Origin of the sequence: Microcoleus pseudofavosus SVA1_A4 (assembly GCF_036700565.1) — a bacterium.
GTDB lineage: Bacteria > Cyanobacteriota > Cyanobacteriia > Cyanobacteriales > Microcoleaceae > Microcoleus.
On sequence record NZ_JAUBPE010000094.1, the window covers coordinates 1 to 24,452 of the forward strand.

A 24,452-nucleotide genomic window follows, 5' to 3' on the forward strand; every position below is an offset into this window, starting at 1 on the left:
TTTTCGTAACTCATTTTTGATTAGTTGAATTTCTATCTGTTTTACAATTCTATCAGACTTTCGCAGGAGGTCTATTAAAGTTTCTTCCTTAAGGTACACATGACAGTAAAAAGTGTTGTGATCGGACATCAGAAATTGGTGAAGTTGGCCCGCCCCTTAGACACTCACAAGTCTGTTGCGTAGATAAGCTCCCATGACTGATGACAGGCGCATATAAAAAGCACAGGCGGTATCTTAGGCGCTCGTTTTCACGGGACAGCCTGCATTTATAAGGTTAGTTAAATTGCCTGTCATGTTCTTTCATACAAACAGGGAGCTTGGAGCAAACAATGACACCGACATTTTTAGGCATAGATATCAGTAAAAAAGACTTTCATGTTTTTTTACTGAAAGAAGAACGTGGCTCAAAACCAAAAAAGTTCACGAATAATACCGAAGGGTTTGAGAGCTTAAATCAGTGGCTCAAAAAACAAGGTGTTGAAGAACTTCATGCTTGTATGGAAGCTACGAGCAATTAGGTCGATGCCCTAGCTGAATTTCTGTATGAAGCAGGCTACCAGGTGAGTGTGGTTAATCCGGCTCGGATTAAAGGGTTTGCTAAAAGCGAACTTTTGCGTACTAAAACCGACTCTGTAGATGCAGCATTAATTGCTCGTTTTTGTGCAGCGATTAAACCGTCATTCTGGAAGCCAACCCCGTTTGAAGTCAAGGAATTACAAGCTTTACTGCGACGACTAGAATCTTTGACCCAAATGTATCAACAGGAAGAGAATCGTTTAGAAACAGCTACAGTTTCCGTAGCTAAACTTACCAGAGCTCATTTGGAATACATCAAAGAACAACAAGCAGAAATCAAAAAAATGATTAGCGATCATTTTGACCAACATCCACATTTAAAACAGCAGCGCGAGCTATTGACTTCGATTCCAGGAATTGGAGAACAAACTGCCGCTGTATTGTTAGCTGAAGTTGGTCGGATTGAAGATTACAAAAATGCTCGTCAACTCGCAGCTTATGCAGGTTTGACTCCCTGTGAGCGTAGTTCAGGAACTTCTGTGCATGGCAAAACTCGTTTGTCTTGTACGGGAAATGTCCGATTGCGAAAGGCATTGTATATGCCTGCGGTGGTGGCGATGCGTTGTAATCCTTTGCTCAAAGCCATGACTGAGCGATTATTGGGTCGTGGAAAGGTCAAAATGCAGGTGATTGGTGCAATGATATCGGAAGTTGGTGCATTTGGCTTTTGGTATTTTAAAGTCCCAAAAGCCTTTCGATCCAACTTATTTGCTTGCTACCCCTTGACAGGTCAAGACAGTATCTACGAGAGCGCAAATGATTCGATCGCCAGTCAACCGCACAGGATCTGAAACGCCCCTACAAGAATTGGGATTTTAACATTTAATCTATTTCATCTCCCGAGGCGATATCCTCCAATTTTTGCCAATCCAACACAGTAATTTTACCGCCTCGACTGTAGGATACAAACGGCTTGAGTTTCTTAAACAACCGCACGCATTCTTCGTAGGTAATTCCAATACTGCGAGCAATTTGATAGTAGGGAAAACGTTTTTCTAAACATACACTATTATCCGCAATCTTCGTACCTTGCTCGACGCCAAAGTAATGAATAAATCTCGCCAGCCGCACGATCGCCCTTTCCGACACCAACCCGTGTACTGTCTCGTGCAGTTGCTGCAACCGCTGGTTAAAAATTGCCAATATTCGCAAAGCAATCTCGGGATTTTCCCGAATTGCTGCTAGCAAAACTTCCCGTTTTGTGGTAAGAACTTGCACGTCAGTTTCTGCTGTCACCGTTGCGGGGGCTATCCCGTTGCCCAGCAAACCAGGTGCGGCAAAAATATCTCCCTGAAATAAAGTGCGGAGAATTGTTTCTTTGCCCGCCGCCGCTGTTTTTGCCACCCGCAGAGAACCGCTCAAAAGAGTGTATAATTTTTCGGGGATGCGATCGCCTTCATACATCACAACTTCTCCCTGTCGGTAAGTCCGAATTGCTGTATGTTCTTGCAATCGCTCTAATTCTGTTCGGTTTAAGCTGGCAAATATGCCAATTTGAGCCAGTTGCTCGACAGTTGCTTTCATAAATTTAACTTTAGCCGCTCCGAGTCCATTGAGAGTATAGTAACGGTGAATTCAGAATATATCGAGACAAGCAGAGCCATCTACGAAAATGCAGAACCCGAATATCGACGGCATTATTTTGATGAGATAGCTGGCGGATTTGTGCTAATTCACCAACAACACAATCTTAATAATTCAGAAATCTTTCTTGCTGAAGTTTTGGCTAAAATAGGGAAGAGAGTTAGAATGTTGAGCGAGCAAGCAGGAGAGAGTGTCCGAACGCCAGATGCTGAGATCGACGGTGAGATTTGCGAATTTAAGGAGTTGACAGAACAGACTCAAAACATCAGAGACCGAGTGCAAGAAGGCATCAGTAGAGCGAAAAATCAAGGGGCATCAGCCGTTATTTTTCACATCAACCGAGAAGTTTACGAAGTTTGGAAAATCAACGCTGGCATCAAACAAGCTCTGTTTTGGGATACCGAAAAGCAAATTCAAAAAATAATTTTGGTGTTTAACAGCGAACAGATTCAAATCATCACAAGGGAAGAGTGGAAAAATGGAAGATCATTTCAGCGAATTTAAAGAGATTGTAGGGCGTGGATTGCAGAACAATATGCCGCGAGATGCTAAACTAATTACTCTAGGGCAAATTTTATATGCTGTTACCCGCGACGATCTAACAAATGAAGAAGGTTGGCAGCTTGAAAAGATGATGGGCGGCAGAACACAGTGGGAAGAGGCTCTTGAGTACAGTATTTTTGGCTATCCAGTAGATACGGCAACTCCACCTTTAGACAAGCCTCTAATTATTGCCGGCAAAACTTTTCATTCTCGCTTGATGACGGGGACGGGAAAATATCGCAGCATTGCAGAAATGCAGCAAAGCGTCAACGCTAGCAGGTGCGAAATTGTTACCGTAGCTGTGCGGCGAGTGCAAACAAATGCTCCCGGTCATGAAGGATTGGCAGAGGCTCTGGATTGGACTAAAATTTGGATGCTGCCAAATACTGCCGGTTGTCAAACTGCGGATGAAGCCATTAGAGTAGCTCGTTTGGGCCGGGAAATGGCGAAACTTTTAGGGCAAGAAGATAATAATTTTGTCAAATTAGAAGTGATTCCAGATGCTAAGTATTTGCTGCCAGATCCGATCGGCACTTTGGAAGCAGCAGAACAATTAGTCAAAGAAGGTTTTGCTGTTTTGCCTTACATCAATGCCGATCCCCTGCTAGCCAAACGCCTAGAAGAAGTCGGCTGCGTGACAGTCATGCCTTTAGGTTCGCCGATCGGTTCCGGGCAAGGAATCAACAATGCGGCCAACATTCAAATAATTATTGACACGGTAAATATTCCTGTGGTTGTCGATGCCGGGATCGGAACTCCCAGCGAAGCGGCCCGAGCAATGGAAATGGGAGCCGATGCACTGTTGATTAATTCGGCGATCGCCAATGCCCAAAATTCCCCCGCGATGGCAAAAGCAATGGGAATGGCAGCAGAAGCGGGGCGGATGGCGTACTTAGCAGGTAGGATGCCCGTCAAGGATTATGCGATCGCCTCTTCCCCCGAAACCGGTACTGTCACCTCAAAATAAATTCCCGAATTTTCCTGGGCGCTTTTTTGGTACAGTTGTAAACATCAAAAATATTAAGGATTGTGACTGATGCCTTACATCAAAGATGACGATGGACGCCTGAACAACTTTGCTAAAGAGCCGAAGGTGTATGAAGCCGTACCTCCCAACAAAAATCAGCAACGCAACTACATCATCATGGGTATTGCAGCAGCTATGTTAGTGGCCGGTTTGGTGTTTGTGGCGGCCTCAGTCTGAAAACTGCCCTGACACTCAAAGCTGCTTCAAATCACAATTTAAAATAATCCTTCCACACACCATGTTTTCTTTACCCAGGGAAACATGGTTTTTGTGTTTCAATAAAAGCAGGTAGTGGCAACATTCCTGAAGCGTGCGTTGCGAGCTGAAAAACTAAATAAGACAAGCATAAATTTTGTTTATTCATCTCTGCGTTCGGGCTCAGGGACTTGGGTGGCAATTAATCAGACGCGAGCGTCAAAAACATAAATTTGCCAATTGAAAATCTACAATCCTTTGGTCATCACCGGTGCGATTGACGGCAGTTCGGACAGAGTTGCGATTTACAGCAGATTCCACGTTTATGAAGTACACCCCCGATCGCTCTTCGAGTGTCGTAGGGACACGGCACTACCTTGTCCCTACCTCTGCTAACGATCGAGATTTCAACTCTCAACTCTAAAATCTAAAATCTAAAATCTACAATCCAAAATCTAAAATCTAAAATCTAAAATCGGCTGACCGTGATGTCTATTCCTTCCCAAAAAGTTTCTAGCTCGAACAAGCAGATATACCAACGCTTGAAACAAGCGATCGACCTCAATTTACGCCGTCAAATTTTTATCGCCGCCTGCGACGACTTGTGCTTGCGGGACTGTCTGGCAGCCCGCTTGCAGGCAGAATTAGCCAGCGCCGACTCCATTCCTCGCTCCCCGATCGAGTACCCCCGATTTGTCAGTTTGGAACTCGACTTGAGCGATCCAAATCCTTGGGGCTCGATCGCCGCGTGGTTGACCCAACACCAACCGCCCCAAAACAGGGGCAGCTACAGCCGTTTGCCGGGATTTCAAATTATCGGGGCAGAAAACCTGAGCAGGCACTCAGCAGCCGTACAGTGGTCGTTCCTGAGCTATTTGAGGGACATCGAAGCACACCTGCAAATGTGCGAGTCTACTCTGTTGCTGTGGGTGTCGCGCCCCTGGCTGAGTTCGATCGAGCAATCGGCACCGGAATTTTGGCAATGGCGAACCGGAGTATTTGAGTTTGAAGGCGAACCAACTCCAGCTAAGGGAGACGGAGGGTACTCCGAGGACTTCGGGAACTCGGAAAACTTGGGTTCCTTGCGGGACAACGGAGACTCCGGCGACAAATTTTTAATATCTTCTTTATCTGGACAATTCCCAATTCCCCAGGAACCATCCCAAGTTCCCGATTCCCCATCCAGGGCGCCTGATTCTAAATCCGTCGAACTGGCAGATTTGGTTCTAGCAGCGGCTTCAGAGGAGTTGGAAGCAGAAAATAATGTCGCATCGGAGGACAATTTTGAGCCGCTGCAAACTCTGCAATACATAGAATTACTGCAAGAACATCAGTGCTGTTCCGAAGCATTAGCTTTGGCTTATTACAATTTGGGGAATTGCTACCGCGATCGCATTCTGGGCGGAGACGCTTCAGAGCAAAACCTGACAATCGCCATTGGCGCGATCGAGAAAGTGATTGCGTACCTCGAACTCGACACCAACTTGCAGCAAAATCAACCACCAACCGACGAATGCGCGCGGTTGATTGCCCAATTGACACAAAATTTAAATCAGTACGCCCAAGAGTCCAACAGCCTACCGCCAATTTCCGATCTCCTCAACGATCTCGGCACTTTCTACTGGATGCTCTCGCGCGATCGCACGCAGCATAACACCTCAGATCCGGTATCCTGCCTCGAACGCAGCATCGCCCTCTACCTTGAAGGTTTGAATCGAACAGATGCCGAGAGCGCACCCCAAACCCGCGTTAGATTAAACAAAAATTTGGGAATCGCTTCGGCAGATTTAGCCCGCTATCAAGACAAGACAGAGAACTTGCAGCAAGCAGTTGCAGCTTACCAACAAGCGCTGCTGGATTTAGACCCCGCAGTCGAACCCCAGCAGTATGCTGCGGCTCAGAATAATTTGGCGACAGCATACTGGAATTTAGCCCAAGACGGTGAGCCGATCGCATATCTCAAAAGCGCGATCGCAGCTTACACCCAAGCCCTCTGGTGCTACAGTCCCGAACGAGAACCCCTCAACTATGCCGGAGTGCAAAACAACCTCGGTACCGCCTGCTGGAACCTCGCCCAGCACGAACCCTCAGAACCCCTCACCGTCAGGGCGATTGAGGCCTACCGCGAAGCCTTGAAATACCGCACCCGAGAATTAGTACCCGCAGCAGCAGCAGCCACCTACAACAATCTCGGTACCGCTTATTGGCATTTGGCGAACCAGTTCCAGCAGAAACAGGCGCGGACGGAATCATTGCAGCAGGCGATTACCGCCTACGAAGCCGCCCTGGATATCGCCGGAGAGCTCGATCGAACCCAACTCACCTTTGACAGCTCGGCCGCCCGCAACAATCTCGGACTAGCCCACTACCAACTAGCCACAGACCCAGATTTCGCCGTCAACAAAGCCGCACAGACAAGCCATCTAGAAGCAGCACTGCACCATCAGTTGCAAGTGTGCGCCGCATGGGGACAACATCTTCAGGACAAAGGGTTAACATATGGGGATAAACTCAACCTGCCGTTTGCGGCCAACTCCCAAGCTGCTGATTCCCGGCAAACAGCATTAAGCTATATTGTTAAAACGATTAGAGCTTTCTATAGTGAATGCGGGCTGCCAGGCCAAAATTTAGCCTTATCCAAAGTTCCCGGAGATTTATTGCCCGAAATCTTGCGTAGGTTATAAATATGGCTATAACTATTAAAAGCTCAATTTTTTTCAGATTTGTATCCAGTTTTCTATTATTATGGCTGAATATTCTTGCCTAATTATTCAAGAAAAGTTGTGGTCATGGCCCCTGTAAAAATCCTTGTGGTTGATGACGACCCGGCAATCCGAAATTTAATTCACCGTTTTTTAAGCCAGCAAGGTTATCAAGTTGAGTCTGGCCAGGACGGTCAGACTGGTCTGGAATTATTTGAGCAACTCAATCCTGACTTAGTAGTTCTAGATGTAAATTTACCCGATACTACTGGCTTCAAACTGTGTCAAGAAATGCAAAGACGGACGGGGGTGTTTGTATTGATGCTGACTGCCCGAACTGATGAAGCTGACAAAATGAAAGGGTTTGCCGAAGGTGCTGACGACTACATTACTAAACCATTCAGTCTTGTAGAGATTGGAGCTCGCGTTGCAGCAATTTTGAAGCGCAAGCGCATTGTTACTCCCGCCGAACAACAAACTCTTACCTTTGGACAGCTACTAATAGATCCGGTTCGCCGCGAGGTGATTATCGGCAGTCAGATAGTTGCTTTGACTGCTTTAGAATTCGACCTGCTGTACTGTTTGGCCAGCAAACCCGGTCGCGTGTGGAGGCGATCGGAATTGCTGCATGAAGTGTGGGACTACGAGTATGTAGGAGCCGATCGCGTGGTGGATGTCCATATCGGTCAAATTCGCCGCAAAATTGAACCAGAGACCACTCAAATTTCGATGATTCAAACCGTCCGGGGGGTGGGTTACAAGTTTGAGCCAACAACTTAGTAGCATTCGCCGGCACGTCCGCCGGAACACAAGGCAGAAGGCTGTATAGGGGCGGGTTCACGAATATCTCTGATTAACATACTCGATATTTGTAAACCCGCCCTCCCCACGCAATAATTCAGATCGATCGAGTATCTGATTGCTTATTCTGCAAATACTCGCCCACTTCGATCGCACTTTCAAAACCCCGGCGCACGCAATCTCCCAAAGCCACCCCGCCAACGTAGTTGCTGCACAAATACACCCCGGGCAAAGATTTTAAGCCGTTCTCGATTTCTTGCAGGCGCTGAATATGACCCAAATTGTACTGAGGAATCGCCCGCTTCCACAGGTTCACCGCTAAAACTTTGGGCTGCGCCGCACTCGGCTTCAGCAACATCCGAGATAAATCTCGATGCACCTCCCCAACAATTTGTTCTGAGTCGAGATTGCCAATGTCCGAGTCTGTTGCCCCGCCTATGAAACTGGTGAGAGTGTGCCAGCCCGCAGGCGCGCGATCGGCAAATAAACTCGATGTCCAAATCGTCCCCAGAGTGCGAATTCCCTGCCCCCTCGGAATTAAATTTCCAAATCCCACTAATTTACCCTTGACATCTGACACCGGATATGCTAGGACAACGCAGGCAACCGTAGGATAAGTAAAAGCTTGTAAAGCGCTGCTGACTTCCGGTTGCAGAGGCTGCAACAACTCGGCTGTAACATAAGCCGGTGTTGTCAAAACCACGGTGCGGGCCTCAATTTCCTGCTGTCCGTCGGGGGTCGAGAATACAGCAATGTAAGTTTCGCGTTCTGTGCGCTGGAGGCGAGTCAGGTGCCAGTTGAGTTTTAGCCGATCGCCCAATTGAGCAGCGATCGCCTCTGGCAAAGCCTTCAACCCCTGTTTGAACGACCCCAACTCCCCCGGCCTAGTAGACGGCACATTCGGGTCTGCCGGCGTTGGCTTCGGCCTTTTCCTAGCAGAAAGCAGCGCCCCCGCCACCAGCCCGCCACCCACATCAGCCATCTTTGTTACCCGCCCAAAAGCCGCAGCCGCGCTAAGTTGTTGCGGATCTCCCGCATAAACCCCAGAAACAAAAGGTCCCACCAACCGCTGCATCACTTCCGTACCGAGATGACGGCAGAAAAATTGAGAAACAGTTTCCTCGTCACCCTGCTGCGAAAGTCGATCGCCCATTGCCGGCGCGACAAACCCCAAAGCCCCGAACAGCGCCCGCAGTTTCCCCGGAAAACTCAGCAACTGAGACTGAATCATCGCCGGTGGAGTCATCGGCACCGGTTGCAGCTTATTTTGCCAATAAACAAAACGAGGCAATTTGCGATCGGCAAAAATCAACTCCTGCTTCAGCCCCACATCCACAGCCAACTTCATCAATTCTGGCGTCGGCGAAAAACTATTCGGGCCCTCTTCCCAGAGAAACCCCCCCGCTGTCGCAGTTGTGATGTTCCCGCCCACACGTCCCTGACTCTCAGCTACTAAAATCTTCAACGGCGATCCACTCGTTGCTTCCTTGTGAAGTGCGTGCGCCACACTCAAACCGCTAATACCCGCACCAACAATCAAGGTATCTAATAGTTCCATATTACATAGAAAAATATCGCAATCTTTATGTTACATGGCTTTGCACGGCTTGCGTTCTTTGCTGGGCGTACTGCAAAACCGCTTTCAGATTACCGAATTGGGAATCGGGAATCTGGAATTGGTAAGCTGTCCTGCATTTCTCAAGCCTCTCCCCGTCTCCCCGTCTCCCCATCTCCCCATCTCTTTCACGACGACGGAGTTACATTGTTGCTGTGCAAGTCTTGTTGACATCCACCCCGACCTGAAGGTACGGGGATTCCCAAACCTCACGATTTGAATTTCTGCTTCTTCGCAACTGCCTCCACCCTAAAAGAGATTTGGTCTTATGTTCGCTCCACAGACTAACCCCGCAAGCCCTGCGGTTTTTACGTGTCGAATACCAAACGGAATTCTTCTTCGTTTTGATTCTAAGGATGTTTACCATTGCCCTATCCTCTTTTCCCGGTCTACCGATTTTGCTTCGCCGCCAGCACAAGGCTGAACTTCGCTCGTATAGGCTGTTTGATCCATCGTCTCGGGTGGGTCGTTGACCAATTATATTGTAATATAAAGCCGTCCTAAAAGGCGATGTACTGAGCCCTTCGGCTACGCTCAGGATAAACTACGCCGAAGTGACGAGGTTTCTACCCAATTTTCTGATGAGGGTATTGAAACAAAGTTTCGAGATAAACTTTGGCAGCTTGGCGGTAGCTGCGCGAGGCTTCCGGCGTACCGCTGTCGGCATTCTGCAACAAAAACAGCGACAGGGACGCGGAGAATACTCGGTCTAGATCCCATTCGGGATGAGTTTCCAGGTAAGTTTTGAGAGAATCGTGCAGCGTTTCGGGAATTTCGGCAAAAATACTGACTGTTGGGTTCATCATTTTTTTTAGTCTCGCTAATAAATTGAAAACAAAACCCCCCTTTCGGCCGGATACAGGTGCAGGCACAGCCGAAATTAGAGCGCTTTTTTTAGGTCGGTCGCATCATTGTGCGCTATCAGGGGGTGGGTTTGTCAATGTTGCGAAATGTTACAAACTCCTTTATGTAAAAAAAAGATTTACGAAATAATCAGCTTTACATGGCATTTTTTGTTACATAACTTTATATTATTTGGGTTTGTATGAGGAATTGGGCAGGAGGCTAACGAAATCCCCAATTCCGCAGCAAGATCCGACCGTGCCGTTAATTTCTGTGGAAAACTTCCTCAAATCTGTGGAAAACCTCAGACTTGCCTGTGGAAACGCTGTGGAATGTTTAAGGAAAAGTCAGAGAAAAAATAAGAATTGCAAAGGGCATGGGGCATGGGGCATGGGGCATTGGGCATTGTTGACTGTTGACTGTTGACTGTTGATTAATGTTAAGGGCATGGGGCATGGGGCATGGGGCATGGGGCATTGTTGACTGTTGACTGTTGATTAATGTTATTGGTTATTTGTTATTAGCCACTGCAAAGGATTAACAACTGACAACTGACAACAGTCAACTGACTAAGTGCCACTCTGCGACTTTTTGGCGGATAATCGCCAGTTTTTGGGGTGGCATTTTGTCGAGGTTGGCTAAGATAAAGCTCATGCGACCGATCGACTGAAGTTTATCCCGGTGGCGCGCCAGGAAGTCCCAGTAGAAAAAATTGATCGAACTTGCACCCCCGACAATAATCGCTCATTTTATTGATGTAATTCGCACTCGCAGCGTAGGGTTTCGACGCCAACACACCGCCGTCAGCAAACAAACCCATGCCCAGCACATTAGTCTGCATTACCCAGTCACAGGCATCAATAAAGGCGCTGTGGAACCACTTTTCTAGCTGAGTCGGCGAGATTCCCGCAATTAGACCAAAATTGCTCAAAATCATCAACCGCTGGATGTGGTGCGCGTAACCGCTGCCTTCGACTTGAGTTAAAACTTGGTGCAAACAGTTCATATCAGTTTTGCTGGCGTCCCAAAAAAACTCCAGCAGCGGCTGAGTGTGGTTAAACCAATTCTTCTGAAAATAATCAGCATCCACGTAAAAATACACACCGCGAATGTATTCTCGCCAGCCCAGAATTTGGCGGATAAAACCTTCGACGGTGTTTAAATTTAAGTTATTGTCGAGGTAGGCTGTTTCGGCGGTTTGAATAACTTCTAAAGGATGCAGCAAGCCCAGATTAAGATACGGAGAAATCAGGGAATGCCACATTGTTTCCTCCCCCGTTACCATCGCGTCTTGATAAGGGCCAAAAGTGGGGAAACGCTGTTCGATGAAATTATCTAATACTTGCAATGCTTGCTCTAGTGTAACCGCCCAGCGAAAAGGTTCAATATTTCCGTAACTTGGGAAATATAGAGATTTAACTTGTGCGATAACTTCTTGAGTTATGGCGTCCGGTTCAAACCAAAGAGCTTTCGGTGTATTCAGTTTTCCTTTTGGCGGCTGGCGATTTTATTTGTCAAAATTATACTTACCTCCGACAGGTTTATTGCCATCCATTAAAACTTGGAAACGCTGGCGGCTGGCTCGATAGAAGTCTTCCATTAACAAACGTTTGCGGCTTGATGCCCAATTTGGGAATTCTGTTTCTGTTCGCAGGAATTGATTGTTGGGAATTAGGGTTATTTTGCAGGAAATTTGCAAGTTTTGAACGAGCTGTAAAAAAGGTCTATCGTTCGGCGCCTTCACCCGCAAGTCCGTGATTTTGTGAGCTTGAATCCAAGCTTTGAGAGGTGTTTCAAAGTCGCCAGATGTTGTGTAAGTGACTTGGCAGCCAGCGCCGCGCAATTCTTCTGCAAAGTGCTCGGCTGACCAAATTAATACTAATTTTTGTCGGTGGTAGGGGTGCTGTTGAACGTGTTGCCAAGATTCAATTAAAATTACGGGTAGGGAAGATTTATCATCGAGGCTGCGGTTGAGAGCTGCTTGGTTCTGCCAAAGTCGATCGCCTAGTATCCAAACGCCCGCAGTCATTTTACTTTTTTTAGCTGAAACTTATTTTTTACTTTTCATGAGTGCTGGTTGTCAATTCAGGAAACTTGATTAGCTGAAAAATTACAAGTCATAACTCATGTTTTTTCCGGTTCTCCCGAGAACTTACTAGAGCATAACATTGATTTCCAAAGATAGGGACACCGACCAGCAAATTTAAATTTAATGTCGGTGTATCCTTCCGATGTTAATAATTTTGTCAGCGTCTCTACTGAAAAAAATTTAATGTGACCGTTATCCCAAAGTACGGTAAAATGTTTGTCTAATTTTCCAGAAACAGCTAATGCCAGGTTTTTTAAATAACCGTGATAGGGGGTGGAAATAATTAGCCTGCCTCCCGGCTTGAGGCAGTTTTTTGCAGCTTTTGCCAGTTCTTTAGGATAAAGTAAGTGTTCGATTACTTCAATGGCTAAGACAATATCAAATGAGTGCAGCATATCGGTATCGGGGAGTTCGTAAATATCTGCTTGGATAAACTGACACTCGGGGAAACTTTGACGGGAGATGGCAATTCCGGGTGCAGAACTGTCAACGCCGACTACTTCGCAGCCGTGCTCTGCGATGACGTGACTGAGGCTGCCATTGCCACAGCCGAGATCCAAAACTCGGAGTTTTGTCTGGCTGGCATCCTGGAGTGTCGCCACCATTTCTAAAAGGGGAGATATCAAATAAGCGTGATGATATCTGGGACGGTTGTTTGTGTAATAATATGTATAATTGCTGGAGTTTTTTTTCATCGATTAAGCTATGGAGAGTATTGCCGAGACCGCAAATTTACCGCAAATTTACGGAGAGTGGGTGCACTGTTTGGGCCAATGTTCGCCACCTGCGGGGTTGTGAGAGTCGATCGGCAACTCGATCATCTCATTCTTTTTGTTTGACAGGTGAATTGTTGTTACCGAATCCATCATCGGATGTCAAAAGAAATCTTTCACAGGGTGCAGAATCTCGAATCGCTCATTGGATGGGGCATCTCTCGAAGGGATTCGGAAAGAAAAATTGCGTTCCAGCAATAATTTTCTGGGTACACTAGCCGGAGACACAACTTTTAACCTCTTACCTTCGGCCCGGCGAGTGCAGCTATGCGATTTTACCTTCAACCAACTGCGGTCTGGCAACCCGAGGCTTTTTTACAGCCTGAAAGATTTTGTCCCAGGGCGATCGGGTGCAAGTCGATCCGAGAATTGAGGAGGGAAGTGTGACAGAAATCACAGCCATTTGCCCAAGAAACTGCTGAGCATCTTTAAGTCCACACACTTAGAATCGAGATTACTACAGTGGCTTCATATAATTTTGTGTTTAAATGTTGTTCGGAAGCTGTGTTGTCCCGTCAGCAGAGCACCCTAGACAAATTCGCGCTTTCAGTCTGGTTTATTGCACTATGGTCGCTGTTGGGTGTTGTACCTTAATTTAGATACGTCCTATGGTTAAGTTAGGTCAATCCTCCTTTCGCCGTATTTTACTGTCGCGGATTTTGTTGCTCAGCGTACCTGTTCTGCTGGTGGGGGAGTATGTTACCTATCGCAAGGCACGCTCGACGCTTCTGGAAACTGCTCGTCAAAACTTGACCGAAAGTGCAGTCAGAAAAGCAGAAACTATTGAACAGTGGGCGAAATCGCTGAAGTCGAATCTGATCGGCGCTTCGGAAAACTCGATGTTGCAGTCTGTAGAGCCGAAGGATTATCAAAAGTTTATCGCGCAATTAGGGCAGCGGTTGCCCGCGCAGGTTGATTGCTTGCAATTGACTAATTTACAGACAAATCAAGTCATAGCCAGCACTTGCGGGCAGCAGCCGATTCAGTCGCTGCCTGCCAATTTTTGGCCGAAGGTGCAGCAGCAGCAAACGCTGCTGGACGACAAGAGCGTTTACATCAGTCTGTCCTGGCCCGTGCAGCGACAGGGGAAAGCCAACGGCAAGAAGGTGGCTGGGGGTGCTGAGGATTTTCCAGATGCGAGCAAAGAAGGCCGCGACAGCCAAGTGAGTTTGGTGTTGAGTGCTCCTGTTTACATTCGTCGGGGAAACAGCAGGCAGTTGAGTTATGCGTTGAGTTTGCAGTCGGCTCTGCCGGTGCAAACCAGCGCTCCCAAGGGCTCTCTAGCCGGCTATACGGTGGCGATCGACCAAGATGGGACGATTTTGGCGCACCCGAATATCGACCGCGTGGGCCGCAATATCGACGCCGAGGCAGATGCTGATCGACTAAAAAGTATTGTCAAAAGGGCGATCGCCGGCGGACAAGCTTTTCTCCACCTATTTTCCTTTGAAAAAAATGGTGTAGAGTTGCTAGCAGGATACGCGGCTATCCCCAGTCCTTCAACTAAACAGGAGAACAGCAAGTGGATTATTTTAGCTGTCTCTCGTTTAGATTACGCTCTATCAGGTTTGGAAGAAATTCAGCAAGTTTTATTTAATTTAATTGTCGGTTTGGTTGCTGCTAGTATCGTCGCGACTTTATATCTGTCTCGCGACTTGGCGCGTCCTTTGGAAAAACTGAGAGACTACGCGCTGAAAGTGGATACAGAAGCGCCGCAGGCAGTGCCGCAAAATTTCCAAATTAGGGAATTTAATCAACTATCAGAAGCACTCAACAGCATGGTGCAGCGCCTCAGATCCTGGGCCAGAGAATTGGAAGTCGCAACCAAGGAAGCGCAAGTTGCCAATCAGTTAAAAAATGAATTTTTGGGCAATATTTCTCACGAACTGAGAACGCCGCTCAACGGGATTATTGGTTTTATTCAAATTGTGCGGGACGGCTACTGCGATGACCGAGATGAAGAGATGGAATTCTTGCAGCGGGCCCACGACTCGTCAATGCAATTGCTCAATATTATTAATGATATTTTGGACATTGCTAAAATAGAAGCCGGCACTTTCTCCATGATGTTAGAAGTAGTTGATATTACCCAGGTACTGGAAGACGCGATTGATTTGCAAGTACCTCAAATTGAGGAAAAAGGTTTGAAGTTAAGCTTGCCCGAACCTCACGATCCGATTATTGTTCATGCCGATCCAGAGAAGCTAAAACAGGTGTTTTTGAACGTGTTGAGCAATGCCGTTAAGTTTACAGAGTCGGGCAGCATTAATATATCTGTGCGGTTAGAATGTAGGAATAATTCTGCTAGTTTTAACGGCAGTGCCTCGGAAAGTGCGATCGGCCAGGGCCAGGGCGGTCAAAACAATTGGGTGGTGGTGACAATTAAAGATACGGGAATTGGTATCGCTCCCGAACACCAGCAGAAATTGTTTCAACCTTTTGTGATGGCTGATGGTTCTACAACTCGCAAGTTTGGCGGTAACGGTTTGGGCTTGGCTATCTCGCGAAGGATAATGGAATCTATGATCGGAAGCATTACCCTGCACAGCGCGGGTGCGAATCAAGGTACTGCGGTGATGATTTCTTTACCTGTAAATCAGCAGTCAAGTTTTTATTTTCACAGCCAGGACTTGGTAACGGAAAAGGGAAATTTCAAAAGTTACGAGTGATTTCCAAATCTCAAATCTCAAATCTCAAATCTCAAATCTCAAATAATATTAGGGGCTGTCCGCCGAGTTCGAGGGATTTGCTCAAAGCGCTGAGAATGCGGATTAATTCGACGGAGGCGGAGCCGGAAGAGGTAGGGCAGGGGGTATTTGTTTGCACGCAGTTGAGGAAGCGATCGCACACTCGCCGCAGCGGTTCTGTCGATTCTACATTCAACACTTCGCGGTGTCTGAAGCCCGTTGGCTGCGGTGCGATCCTCTTCGAGGGCTTCGCTAACGCACTTTCAAAAGAGTTATTCTCCTCGCCCCCGCAATTGAGATTGCCTCGCTGCAAAATCAGGGGGGTTTCTGGCGACATTTCATCAAAAATCAAGGTTCCCAAACTGCCAACAACTGTTAAGCGCCGTTGTTTGTCGGGATTTAGCCAGCACAGGTGAATGAATGCTTGAAATCCGTCGGGATAGGTAAGCGTTACCCAGACTAAATCGGCTAGTCCTTCTGAATGATTCCCAGTCATCCGTGAAGAAGCAAATTGATTTTCTATTTCTCCTGCTGGTTCTTTATTTATTCCTTCTTCCTTGTTCCTCCTTCCTTCTTCCTTCTTCCCTCTTCCTTCTTCCTTCGGAAAAACAGTGCCGATCGCCCTTACTTTAATTGGGGTTTGTCCGAGCCAAGTATTGAAAATAGCGATATCGTGAACGGCCAAGTCCCAAAGGGCATCAACGTCATGGCGCACGGGTTCAAAATGCGTGCGCTGGGCGTAACCGTAGCGCAATTTTCCGAGTTGATGCTGTTGAATAATTGTTTGGCCTCGATCGACTGCTGGATGAAATAGATAAGTGTTGTCAACGAAGAGTTGCCGCTGCTGTTTTTCGGCTAATTGACAGAGTTCTATTGCTTCAGTGAGGTTGAGGGCGAGGGGTTTTTCTGCTAAGACGTGGTAGCCTTGTTTCAGCGCTGCTGCTGCGAGGGTGTAGTGTGTGGAAGCTGGAGTGGCGATCGCCACAGCTTCCAGTCCCGGCAATTCTTGCACTTGAGACCAATCGGTAGCTAGAATCACCGAGGAATGGAGATTAAATTGTTTTTGGACGGCCGCCAATGAATCTCGATTCGGGTCTACCACCGCTAAAACTTGGCTGTTGGGATGTTCGAGAAAGTTGCGAATTAAGTTAACTCCCCAGCGGCCCGCACCCAATACAGCTATTCCGATTTTCATTGATTATAATTTTAAAAATCGCAATTTTATTATACCATATGTTGTGATTATTATCTATGTTTTAATCCAAAACAATCACTGTTGACTGTTATTGGTAGCAGTTAACAAACAACAAATAACAAATAACAAATAACTACTAACTACTGCCAACTGCCAACTGCCAACTGCCAACTGCCAACCGCCAACTGCCAACTGCCAACTGCCAACTGACTACTGACTACTGACTAATTTATTAAAAGCTGCCTGAGCCGCTGCTTGTTCTGCCGCTTTGATCGATCGACCTTTTCCCTCTGCTACCAACTCTCCCTGAATGAGAACTTCTGCGGTAAAACGATCCTCCCCGCCCTGCACTGTCCCGGTTTCTTGCACGCTATATTTGGGCAAAGTTTTGTATTTGCCTTGAGTCAACTCTTGGAGAGCAGCTTTGTAATTTTGGCGGGCCGGATCGCTGCGGATTTGGGCCGCTAGGTGTTGAAAGTGAGAATCTAGCCAAGGGCGAATTAATTCTAAGGTATTGACGCTCAAATAAAGCGCGGCGAGTACGGCTTCCAAAGCATCGGCCAGTCGGGGTTCAGCGCCTGTTTTGTCGGAGGCGGCGCTGCTGGAAACAATTAAATAGCGATCGAACCCGTAACTTTCAGCGATTTTAGCAAGAATGCGATCGCTCACCAAGATCGATCGAATCGCAGCAAATTCCCCCACTGTACAGTCGGGATAAATCTCAAACAACAATTCCGACGCCGCCAGCCGCACGACTGCATCGCCTACAAACTCTAGTTGCTCGTAATTTGCCTTAGCTGACGCGCTCGCATGAGTCAAAGCTAAATCGAGGAGATGCCATTTTATCGAACAATCCTTCGGCAGTCCCAATTTTTGAATTAATGTTTCAAGTTGCTTTTGGCGACCCGGATAAATCATACCATTTTAGATTTTAGATTTTAGATTTTAGACTTTAGATTTTAGATTTTAGATTTTAGAATTGGGAATGACGGATGACTATCCGGGTTTGGAGCTTGTCTAAAGTTGCATTCTTTTTTGAAACTGGTATCAGATTCATATTAATAAAAAACTTTTCCTTAAAAAACTAAATATTCCTCCGGTTGCTTATGGCCCACCGCAGCCCAAAATAAGGCAGGTCGAAAGGATTTGTTGGCCTTATTCCCAAGCGGTAATTTTAATTAAATTGGGGGGGAAAAAGTCGGACATAAGCCGGGTTCTGTTCTCTCAACTGCAAGCAGTTTTCGAGGGCAGTTATCTATCTGGGACGCCTGTTACCAGACGCCTCAAGCGGTACCAAAAAACGGAACTGGTAAAAAACCAACCATAGTCCCTCCGACCTTGCTCCCAACTGGGGTTTACCGAGCCAGCACCTCTCGATGCTGCTGGTGCGCTCTTACCGCACCTTTGCACCCTTACCAAATTAGTTGTTGCTTCCCAGTCAAAAATCCTCAGTTACTTACTAATGACCAATGACTGCTGACTAATGACTAATTGGCGGTATCTTTCTGTGGCACTATCCTCACGATCGCTCGCACTGGGCGTTACCCAGCAAGTTTGGTTTTTCGGGAGCCCGGACTTTCCTCAGACAAGCTTTCGCTAATCCGCAACCGCCTGCGCCTACTTTTTCCCCAGATTTATTGTACGCGATCGATCGTCAATCAATGTGGGATTTTAGATTTACGATTTTAAGTTGTCGCCCACTTAATTTTGACATTTGTGTTTATTCAAACTCTTGTGCGGTGGTAGGAAAGCCCGCCAAACAATTAAATTTCAATGCAAATCTCCTTAAATCCACTCACGAATGAATCTGGAAACTTAAAATTTTTGGATTTATGACACGGCTTCAACTAGGGGCAGGAAACCTTTGTCCATAACAGGATTTTGAATTATTCAATCCTCAATCCAAAATTTAAAATCCGGTTATTTTGCTGAGTCATCTTTCACAGTAGAAAAGTTTTCAAACCAGCCGCGCCGCCAGAAGAAGTAAACTAAAGCAGAGGCGATCGCTACCATGATCGCCCAACAAAGCGGATAGCCAAAATACCAATTCAGTTCCGGCATATTCAAAGGCGATTTCTCTGTATTGAAATTCATCCCGTATACTCCCGCCACAAAAGTTAGAGGAATAAAGATACTAGAAATCACTGTCAGCAGTTTCATGATTTCATTCATTTTATTGCCAACAGAAGACAAGTAAACATCCATCAAACCCGAAGACAATTCCCGGTAAGTTTCCACCATATCCATCACCTGCACCGTGTGATCGTAACAGTCGCGCAGGTAAATTCGCACCTCTGGACTAATCAAATCGCTGCTATCGCGAATTAAAGTATTAATTGCATCCCGCTGCGGCCAAATTGCGCGGCGCAGCGTCAGCAATTCTCGCCGGATTTTATATATTTTTTCCAGGGTTCTGCGGGTGGGGTTCACCACCACTTCATCCTCTAGTTCTTCAATCCGCTCTCCGTACACTTCTAATACTGGGAAGAATCCATCTATAATCGAATCTAACAGAGTATAAGCCAGATAATCGGTTCCGTGCTTGCGAATACTTCCTTGTCCTTTACGAATGCGATCGCGCACGGGCCCAAAGCAATCATAGTCCGGTTCTTCCTGAATAGTTACCAGGTAATGTTTACCCAATAGAAAACTAACTTGTTCTTTGTGAAAATTATCTGAATTCGGCTTAATCATCACCATCCAGGCAATGATTAAAAGGTGATTTTCGTAATCTACAACTTTAGGGCGCTGTGGCACATTAACCACATCTTCTTGAGTCATAAGATGCAAATTAAACACTTCGCCCATATGTCGCCAAGTTTCTTTATTTCCCAATCCCAACATATCAACCCAAGACACTGATTCTGTATCTAAATACGCAGCAGCTTCTTGAGGATTTGCCAATTTCGAGCGAGTAGCTGTTGCCTCGCAATAGTCAATTAATACAATTTCTGGAGGCGGCGCATCGGGTTCTAAGTCGAGAGTTCCCGGCGGAGCCCCCGGATCGTCATAAAAATAGTCAACGTAGGAATCATCATCATCATCATCTTTAATTGGTTTTGCAACTGCACTAGAAGTATGTATGCCTTTGTATACCATGTTGATATTCCTGACTCTTAGTATCTTTAATTAGATTATCATTTTTCCAGTAAAACGACCAATTCCCAATGACAACAGTCAACAGTCAACAGTCAACAGTCAACAGTCAACAGTCAACAGTCAACAGTCAACTGACTCATTACCTCTGCCGAATTGGAATCTCGATCGCGAATTCAGTTCCCCCTCCAGGCACAGAAATGCACCGCAGCGTGCCCCCGTGTCTTTCCACCACAATCTGATAGGAGATAGACAGTCCCAAACCTGTACCTTTGCCTACTGGTTTAGTAGTAAAAAACGGGTCAAATACCCGAGACTTAACAGACTCTGCCATTCCCAATCCGTTATCTGAAATTGCGATCGCCACCCGATTGTTCTCCAAAACCTCCGTGCGAATCCGAATCCCAGGCAATGCGCCGCAACTTAAAGGTAAACCAGAAAAATCTTGCCCTTGGGCATCCGTTGCACTCGCCAATTCCAACTTCCTATTCCTGACATCTGCTAAAGCATCAATAGCATTATTTAAAATATTCATAAACACTTGATTTAACTGTCCGACGTAGCACTGTACCGGTGGCAGTTTCCCATATTCTTTAACTATTTCAATATTACGATTTCTGCCATTTTCTTTAAGTCTGTGTTGCAAAATTAACAGAGCGCTGTCTATTCCTTCGTGGATATCGACACGCTTAATATCTGATTCTTCCAGGCGGGAAAAGTTTCGCAAAGACTGAACAATTTCGCGAATCCGATCTGCTCCGGTTTGAATTGAGTTCAGCAGGTGCGGGAAATCGTCTTTTATAAATTTAACTTCTATTTCCTCAGCAAACTCCGCGATAACAGAAACAGGTTTCGGGTAATGTTCTTGATACAAACTGCACAGTTGCAGCAAGTTTTTGGCATACTCGCTAGCGTGAATGATATTGCCGTAGATAAAACTGACAGGATTATTAATTTCGTGAGCAATTCCCGCGACGAGCTGTCCCAAACCAGACATTTTTTCTGCGTGAATTAGTTGAGCTTGAGTCCTTCCTAATTGTTTCAATGTTTGCTCGAGCTGGTGATTTTTATGTTTTAATTGAGATTCAGCCTGTTTGCGCAGAGTTATGTTGCGAGCTAGAATAATAATTTGATCTGAATTAAAAGGCAACAGTCTGGCTTCATAAGTTTTGTCTCCTTCCGACATGGAAAGCGAATATTCTATATCGATCGAATTTCTGTGTTCGGAAATTTCAAAGATTGCTTGAGCCAATTGGCTGGCGACATTTGGTGGCAATATGTCTGTCATTCGTTTGCCCATAAAATGTTCGGGAGATAGGTATAAATCCGAGGAACTTCCTGACAAATAATCCACGATTATACCGTCAGCATCTAGTCTGAAATACAAATCAGGCAAAGCGCGAAAAACTGATTCTAACTCTAAAGTTTTTTGGCGCAATGCTTCCTCGGCGTAGTAGCGATCGCTAATATCAAAAATCACCCCGTCCAAACAGCCAACGCTCCCATCTTCAGCGAATACAGGAGAACCTTTATCCCACACCCATTTAACCGTGCCGTCTGCTGCTAGCAAGCGGTATTCCAAGTTATAAGACTGTTTGTTTTCTATTCCTTGCCTAATAGTTGCTTCTACTTTTGCCAAATCTTCCGGGTAAATAATGCTAGCAAAAGTCCGGCTTCCCCTGTCCAAAGGCGAAATAAAATCCGCAGCAGGGTAGCCCGCTAGCAAGTAAACAGCATCGCTAATAAAAGTTGCAAAAAAATCGCACTGCCAGCGATAAACTACTCCCGGAATATTAGCTACCAAAGAGCGAAATCTTGTTTCACTTCTACGCAAAGCTTCTTGAGCTTGATGGCGTTCAGTAATATCGTGAGCGAAAGCCAGCACTGCGAATACATTGCCTTCAGCGTCGCGCAGAGGGACTTTTTGGGTATCAAAAATATGTACTGAACCATCAGCAACAGTTGCCGGATCGTAGGGATTGCGGAGAGTTTCTCCGGCCAGTACCGCCGAGTCGTCGGTGCGGAAGCCACGGATATTTTTTGCGGCATTTCCAAACACTAATCCTACCGAAAATCCTAATTGTAAATCATCTTTTCCAATCGTGTTTTCTAGGGTTCTGTTAATAGCTTTAAGGAAACTCTTGTTTGCCAAAATATATCGAAAATTTTTATCTTTGGCAAAAATCCAGTCGCTGTTTTCATCAATTACCGTGCGAAGCAATTGTTCGGAACGTTCGGTTTGTTCCAAAGCTACCTTGAGTTCTAATTCCAGGGATTTACGAGCGGTAATATTTTCAAAAGCAACGCCAACGCAGTTATTGGGCAGCGGAAAAGCTTTAATAGAAAAAGCGCGAGTTATTCTGCCGCATTCATCGCAGTCAATATCTTCAACTTCTACGGCTTTTTGGCCTATAATTACCGAAGCAAATGCTTGGGGAATGTTTTTCGATCGCAAATGAGGAAAAATCTCGTCGATTGTCATGCCCAAAACGTCGGCCATTTCTAATCCGGTAAACTTGGTAGCTGCGGGATTCGAGGCGATCGCCCTGAGAGTGCTGTCATCGTCTATATTTTCTAAATGGTAGACGTACAAACCAATTTGCATATTCTCGACAATTTGGTCGTAGAGGCGCACGCTTTCGTCTACCTGCCTGCGTTCGGTAATATCTTCAGTAATCCCCAAAACGTACTGAGGATGGCCCTGAGCGTCGAGAATTGGCACTTTGCGGGTGTGCAGTATTCTCATACCTTTGTGGCGAGTTTGGATCGGCTCTTCGGCTATGTCTTGAACAGTAGATTGATTGTGATGACCGGTCAATATTTCCCTGTCTTGAGCTGTGAAAACATCAGCTTGTTCTTTAGGGTAAATATCGTAGTCATTTTTCCCGATCGCCTCTTGAGAGGTAACACCTGCGATCGTTTCTCCCGCTTTATTCCACAGCACAAATTTCAGCGAAGAAGCATCTTTAGCAAAAACTCCCACCGGCAGATTTTCTACTACGGAATTGAGGAACCCTCTAGCTGACTTTAATTCGGCTTCTGCACGCTTGCGTTCGATGCCTAAAGCGATGACATCGGCAACCGATGCTAAAGTTTCCTGAAAGGGTGCACTCAGCGGTTGGCGGCTGATAATTACCATGACTCCCACCAGCCGTTCTTCCACAATTAAAGGGTAGCCGGCGAAGGTGAGAATTTGCTTGGGGATTTGGCAATTTTTCGGATTTTGACGGCTGTTGATAATTGCTATTTCAGAATAGTGTGCTGCTGCTTCGGATTCTTCCTCCGGGAGTCCAAAATTATTCAGTTCAAATCCGCAGTCAAATTCCGGTTTTTGCTGTTTGGCGATCGAGTTAACTTTACTTTCAATAAAGCTAGCCCGATCGTCTGTACGGCTGTAGATTCCCGAGGCTGCTTGCAATTCCCAACCATTATGTTGAGAGTTAAAAGTCCAAATTTCAGCAGAGGCGACATCGAGATTTTGCACCATTGCCTCGCAGCAGGGAAGCAGGATATCTTGAGGGTGTTTGGTGAGGGCAATACCGACATCGGCTACCATTGCTGTGAGGCGAGAAGCTTGGGCTTTTTCTGATTCCAACCGTTTGCGATCGGTGATGTCTTCCACCAAAGAAAGCACGGTAAAAGTATCGCCGCTGCGAATAATCGAGTTGAACCAGCGACACCAAATTACCTGTCCGCTTTTAGTTTTATTTTGGTTAATTGAAGTATTGCCGTTGCCGGTGGCCAGTTCGAGTTCGATCGCGCTTACAGCCTCTCTATCTTCTTCGCAAACCAAATCTAAATCGCCGAACTGCTTGCCCATCATCTCATCGGATGTCCAGCCAAAGAGTTCTTCAGCGCGTTTCGACCACTGAACGATCCGAAAATCTTCATCCCAGCCCACCATTGCCAGGGGACTGTTAGCTGCATTCAACCACAGTAAATGGTTCGATCGGCGCAACTGTTGAGTTTTCTGCTGCTGCCAGCGGTAGTGCCTGGTGATATCTCTACCAACGCCGAAAACCCGCATCTGGTTGCTAGAGGCATCCACCGCTGGCGTGTAAGCCGTTTCGTAAATTTTAATCCCGCCGTCTGCCGCCGTCACCTCGTGAATTGCCAGCCTTTTTTCCCCTGTGATAAATACTTGTTGCAGGCAGGAATCCATCTGCGAGATTATATTTTTGAGAGCAGCATTATTGGGATATAATTGCAATAATTCCTGATTATTTTTGTTTACTATTTCAGCAGGTTCCAATCCCATCCAAGCAGCAGCAACAGGATTTATCGAGAGGTAATTTTGCTGTCGATCGCACTCTAGGAAAGCATCAACAGAGTTAGAGAAAAAAGACTGAAACAAGTTGATAACTTCCTGCATGGGTATTTTTTCATCGCTTGCAAGTTAAGCTCTAAAATTTTCCTAAAGTAAGTTTAACCCACTCAAATATTTTTGCGCACTTTACTGCTGCGGTTCCCGGTGCAATTTTCGGTGCAGTTCCCTATAATACAAAAATTTTAAGGAAATAGTATTTTTCGGAATATAACTTAATTAGAGCAGATGCTCTTTTTTTAAACAAGAGGCAGCGGATACAAAAGGGAGATGGGGAGAGAAGGAGAGGGGGAGAGACGTTCAGAAACGCGGTTTTTGGGAAAAATACAGCGTATTCCAGGTTTGTGAAGTGTAGGGACACGGCAGTGCCGTGTCCCTACGGGGAAGCTCACGATAGGCGGG

Annotated in this window: 19 protein-coding genes, 1 other RNA gene and 1 pseudogene; 10 read left to right on the forward strand and 11 right to left on the reverse strand. The window is 46.2% G+C overall.

Translation table 11 applies throughout. The annotated features are described in order from the left end of the window. The first annotated feature begins 329 nt into the window (after window positions 1–329). Both QUA02_RS29020 and QUA02_RS29025 read left to right on the forward strand, forming a co-directional pair. A complete protein-coding gene (locus tag QUA02_RS29020; protein WP_325314864.1) occupies window positions 330–518 on the forward strand; it encodes an IS110 family transposase in 189 nt (62 codons plus the stop codon). Window positions 519–539: 21 nt separating this feature from the next. After that, window positions 540–1,367, forward strand: coding sequence for a transposase (locus tag QUA02_RS29025; protein WP_333033014.1), 828 nt, complete (start codon window positions 540–542; stop codon window positions 1,365–1,367). A 31-nt stretch (window positions 1,368–1,398) separates the two neighbouring features. Here the strand turns inward: QUA02_RS29025 and QUA02_RS29030 are convergent, their stop codons facing one another. After that, window positions 1,399–2,100: a Crp/Fnr family transcriptional regulator gene (locus QUA02_RS29030; RefSeq protein WP_333032994.1), complete on the reverse strand. Its 702-nt coding sequence runs from the start codon at window positions 2,098–2,100 to the stop codon at window positions 1,399–1,401. 45 nt (window positions 2,101–2,145) lie between these two features. Here QUA02_RS29030 and QUA02_RS29035 point away from each other — a divergent pair, with 45 nt between their 5' ends. The 6 genes from QUA02_RS29035 to QUA02_RS29060 all read left to right on the forward strand — a co-directional run bounded on the left by QUA02_RS29035 (window position 2,146) and on the right by QUA02_RS29060 (window position 7,407). Continuing rightward, window positions 2,146–2,664, forward strand: coding sequence for a CdiA C-terminal domain-containing protein (locus QUA02_RS29035; RefSeq protein ID WP_333032995.1), 519 nt, complete (start codon window positions 2,146–2,148; stop codon window positions 2,662–2,664). Beyond that, a complete protein-coding gene (locus tag QUA02_RS29040) occupies window positions 2,639–3,670 on the forward strand; it encodes a thiazole synthase (RefSeq protein ID WP_333032997.1) in 1,032 nt (343 codons plus the stop codon). The genes QUA02_RS29035 and QUA02_RS29040 overlap by 26 nt, the downstream gene beginning before the upstream one ends. Before the next feature lie 69 nt (window positions 3,671–3,739). Beyond that, the gene (gene psb34, locus QUA02_RS29045; RefSeq protein WP_015177107.1) at window positions 3,740–3,907 is read left to right on the forward strand and encodes a photosystem II assembly protein Psb34; all 168 of its coding nucleotides are present in this window, start codon (window positions 3,740–3,742) and stop codon (window positions 3,905–3,907) included. Between the two features lie 258 nt (window positions 3,908–4,165). Continuing rightward, window positions 4,166–4,321: a hypothetical protein gene (locus tag QUA02_RS29050; protein ID WP_333032998.1), complete on the forward strand. Its 156-nt coding sequence runs from the start codon at window positions 4,166–4,168 to the stop codon at window positions 4,319–4,321. A gap of 92 nt (window positions 4,322–4,413) precedes the next feature. Beyond that, window positions 4,414–6,609, forward strand: a complete 2,196-nt coding sequence (locus QUA02_RS29055) for a tetratricopeptide repeat protein (protein WP_333033000.1) — start codon at window positions 4,414–4,416, stop codon at window positions 6,607–6,609. Between the two features lie 105 nt (window positions 6,610–6,714). Beyond that, on the forward strand, window positions 6,715–7,407 hold the full coding sequence (locus QUA02_RS29060; RefSeq protein WP_333033002.1) for a response regulator transcription factor: 693 nt from the start codon (window positions 6,715–6,717) through the stop codon (window positions 7,405–7,407). Window positions 7,408–7,525: 118 nt separating this feature from the next. On the opposite strand, the gene hemG is transcribed toward QUA02_RS29060, so the two are convergent. Beyond that, window positions 7,526–8,986, reverse strand: a complete 1,461-nt coding sequence (gene hemG / locus QUA02_RS29065) for a protoporphyrinogen oxidase (protein WP_333033004.1) — start codon at window positions 8,984–8,986, stop codon at window positions 7,526–7,528. 34 nt (window positions 8,987–9,020) lie between these two features. On the opposite strand from hemG, the gene QUA02_RS29070 reads away from it, so the two are divergent. Continuing rightward, window positions 9,021–9,263, forward strand: a complete 243-nt coding sequence (locus QUA02_RS29070) for a hypothetical protein (RefSeq protein ID WP_333033006.1) — start codon at window positions 9,021–9,023, stop codon at window positions 9,261–9,263. A gap of 346 nt (window positions 9,264–9,609) precedes the next feature. Here the strand turns inward: QUA02_RS29070 and QUA02_RS29075 are convergent, their stop codons facing one another. The 4 genes and pseudogenes from QUA02_RS29075 to QUA02_RS29090 form a co-directional block, all read right to left on the reverse strand. Further along, a complete protein-coding gene (locus QUA02_RS29075; RefSeq protein ID WP_333033015.1) occupies window positions 9,610–9,846 on the reverse strand; it encodes a DUF2811 domain-containing protein in 237 nt (78 codons plus the stop codon). 713 nt (window positions 9,847–10,559) lie between these two features. Then, window positions 10,560–11,234, reverse strand: a complete 675-nt coding sequence (locus QUA02_RS29080) for a cryptochrome/photolyase family protein (protein WP_333033016.1) — start codon at window positions 11,232–11,234, stop codon at window positions 10,560–10,562. 81 nt (window positions 11,235–11,315) lie between these two features. Beyond that, window positions 11,316–11,915: pseudogene (locus QUA02_RS29085) on the reverse strand (cryptochrome/photolyase family protein); the annotation flags it as partial. Window positions 11,916–12,010: 95 nt separating this feature from the next. Next, entirely contained in the window at window positions 12,011–12,670 is a 660-nt protein-coding gene (locus QUA02_RS29090) for a class I SAM-dependent methyltransferase (RefSeq protein WP_333033007.1), read from the reverse strand. Window positions 12,671–13,356: 686 nt separating this feature from the next. On the opposite strand from QUA02_RS29090, the gene QUA02_RS29095 reads away from it, so the two are divergent. Continuing rightward, window positions 13,357–15,417, forward strand: coding sequence for an ATP-binding protein (locus QUA02_RS29095; protein ID WP_333033008.1), 2,061 nt, complete (start codon window positions 13,357–13,359; stop codon window positions 15,415–15,417). 31 nt (window positions 15,418–15,448) lie between these two features. On the opposite strand, the gene QUA02_RS29100 is transcribed toward QUA02_RS29095, so the two are convergent. The 5 genes from QUA02_RS29100 to QUA02_RS29120 form a co-directional block, all read right to left on the reverse strand. After that, window positions 15,449–16,630 (reverse strand): Gfo/Idh/MocA family protein, encoded by a 1,182-nt coding sequence (locus tag QUA02_RS29100; protein ID WP_333033009.1) that lies wholly within the window; start codon window positions 16,628–16,630, stop codon window positions 15,449–15,451. A 210-nt stretch (window positions 16,631–16,840) separates the two neighbouring features. Further along, complete coding sequence (gene rnc, locus QUA02_RS29105) at window positions 16,841–17,548, reverse strand: ribonuclease III (RefSeq protein ID WP_333033010.1); 708 nt, start codon at window positions 17,546–17,548, stop codon at window positions 16,841–16,843. 272 nt (window positions 17,549–17,820) lie between these two features. Further along, window positions 17,821–18,254, reverse strand: an RNA gene (rnpB, locus tag QUA02_RS29110) — RNase P RNA component class A. Window positions 18,255–18,550: 296 nt separating this feature from the next. Beyond that, complete coding sequence (gene corA, locus QUA02_RS29115; protein WP_333033011.1) at window positions 18,551–19,729, reverse strand: magnesium/cobalt transporter CorA; 1,179 nt, start codon at window positions 19,727–19,729, stop codon at window positions 18,551–18,553. 139 nt (window positions 19,730–19,868) lie between these two features. Beyond that, complete coding sequence (locus QUA02_RS29120) at window positions 19,869–24,098, reverse strand: PAS domain-containing sensor histidine kinase (protein ID WP_333033013.1); 4,230 nt, start codon at window positions 24,096–24,098, stop codon at window positions 19,869–19,871. Between the last annotated feature and the right edge of the window lie 354 nt (window positions 24,099–24,452).

What these genes read in the sequence shown, in the direction of transcription:
- QUA02_RS29070 (WP_333033006.1), top strand. Translation starts at nt 9,021, where the DNA reads ATGGCTTTGCACGGCTTGCGTTCTTTGCTGGGCGTACTGCAAAACCGC.
- QUA02_RS29090 (WP_333033007.1), bottom strand. Translation starts at nt 12,670, where the DNA reads ATGAAAAAAAACTCCAGCAATTATACATATTATTACACAAACAACCGT.
- QUA02_RS29120 (WP_333033013.1), bottom strand. Translation starts at nt 24,098, where the DNA reads ATGCAGGAAGTTATCAACTTGTTTCAGTCTTTTTTCTCTAACTCTGTT.
- QUA02_RS29095 (WP_333033008.1), top strand. Translation starts at nt 13,357, where the DNA reads ATGGTTAAGTTAGGTCAATCCTCCTTTCGCCGTATTTTACTGTCGCGG.
- QUA02_RS29075 (WP_333033015.1), bottom strand. Translation starts at nt 9,846, where the DNA reads ATGAACCCAACAGTCAGTATTTTTGCCGAAATTCCCGAAACGCTGCAC.
- QUA02_RS29020 (WP_325314864.1), top strand. Translation starts at nt 330, where the DNA reads ATGACACCGACATTTTTAGGCATAGATATCAGTAAAAAAGACTTTCAT.
- QUA02_RS29030 (WP_333032994.1), bottom strand. Translation starts at nt 2,100, where the DNA reads ATGAAAGCAACTGTCGAGCAACTGGCTCAAATTGGCATATTTGCCAGC.
- hemG (WP_333033004.1), bottom strand. Translation starts at nt 8,986, where the DNA reads ATGGAACTATTAGATACCTTGATTGTTGGTGCGGGTATTAGCGGTTTG.
- QUA02_RS29040 (WP_333032997.1), top strand. Translation starts at nt 2,639, where the DNA reads ATGGAAGATCATTTCAGCGAATTTAAAGAGATTGTAGGGCGTGGATTG.
- psb34 (WP_015177107.1), top strand. Translation starts at nt 3,740, where the DNA reads ATGCCTTACATCAAAGATGACGATGGACGCCTGAACAACTTTGCTAAA.
- QUA02_RS29055 (WP_333033000.1), top strand. Translation starts at nt 4,414, where the DNA reads ATGTCTATTCCTTCCCAAAAAGTTTCTAGCTCGAACAAGCAGATATAC.
- QUA02_RS29100 (WP_333033009.1), bottom strand. Translation starts at nt 16,630, where the DNA reads ATGAAAATCGGAATAGCTGTATTGGGTGCGGGCCGCTGGGGAGTTAAC.
- rnc (WP_333033010.1), bottom strand. Translation starts at nt 17,548, where the DNA reads ATGATTTATCCGGGTCGCCAAAAGCAACTTGAAACATTAATTCAAAAA.
- corA (WP_333033011.1), bottom strand. Translation starts at nt 19,729, where the DNA reads ATGGTATACAAAGGCATACATACTTCTAGTGCAGTTGCAAAACCAATT.
- QUA02_RS29060 (WP_333033002.1), top strand. Translation starts at nt 6,715, where the DNA reads ATGGCCCCTGTAAAAATCCTTGTGGTTGATGACGACCCGGCAATCCGA.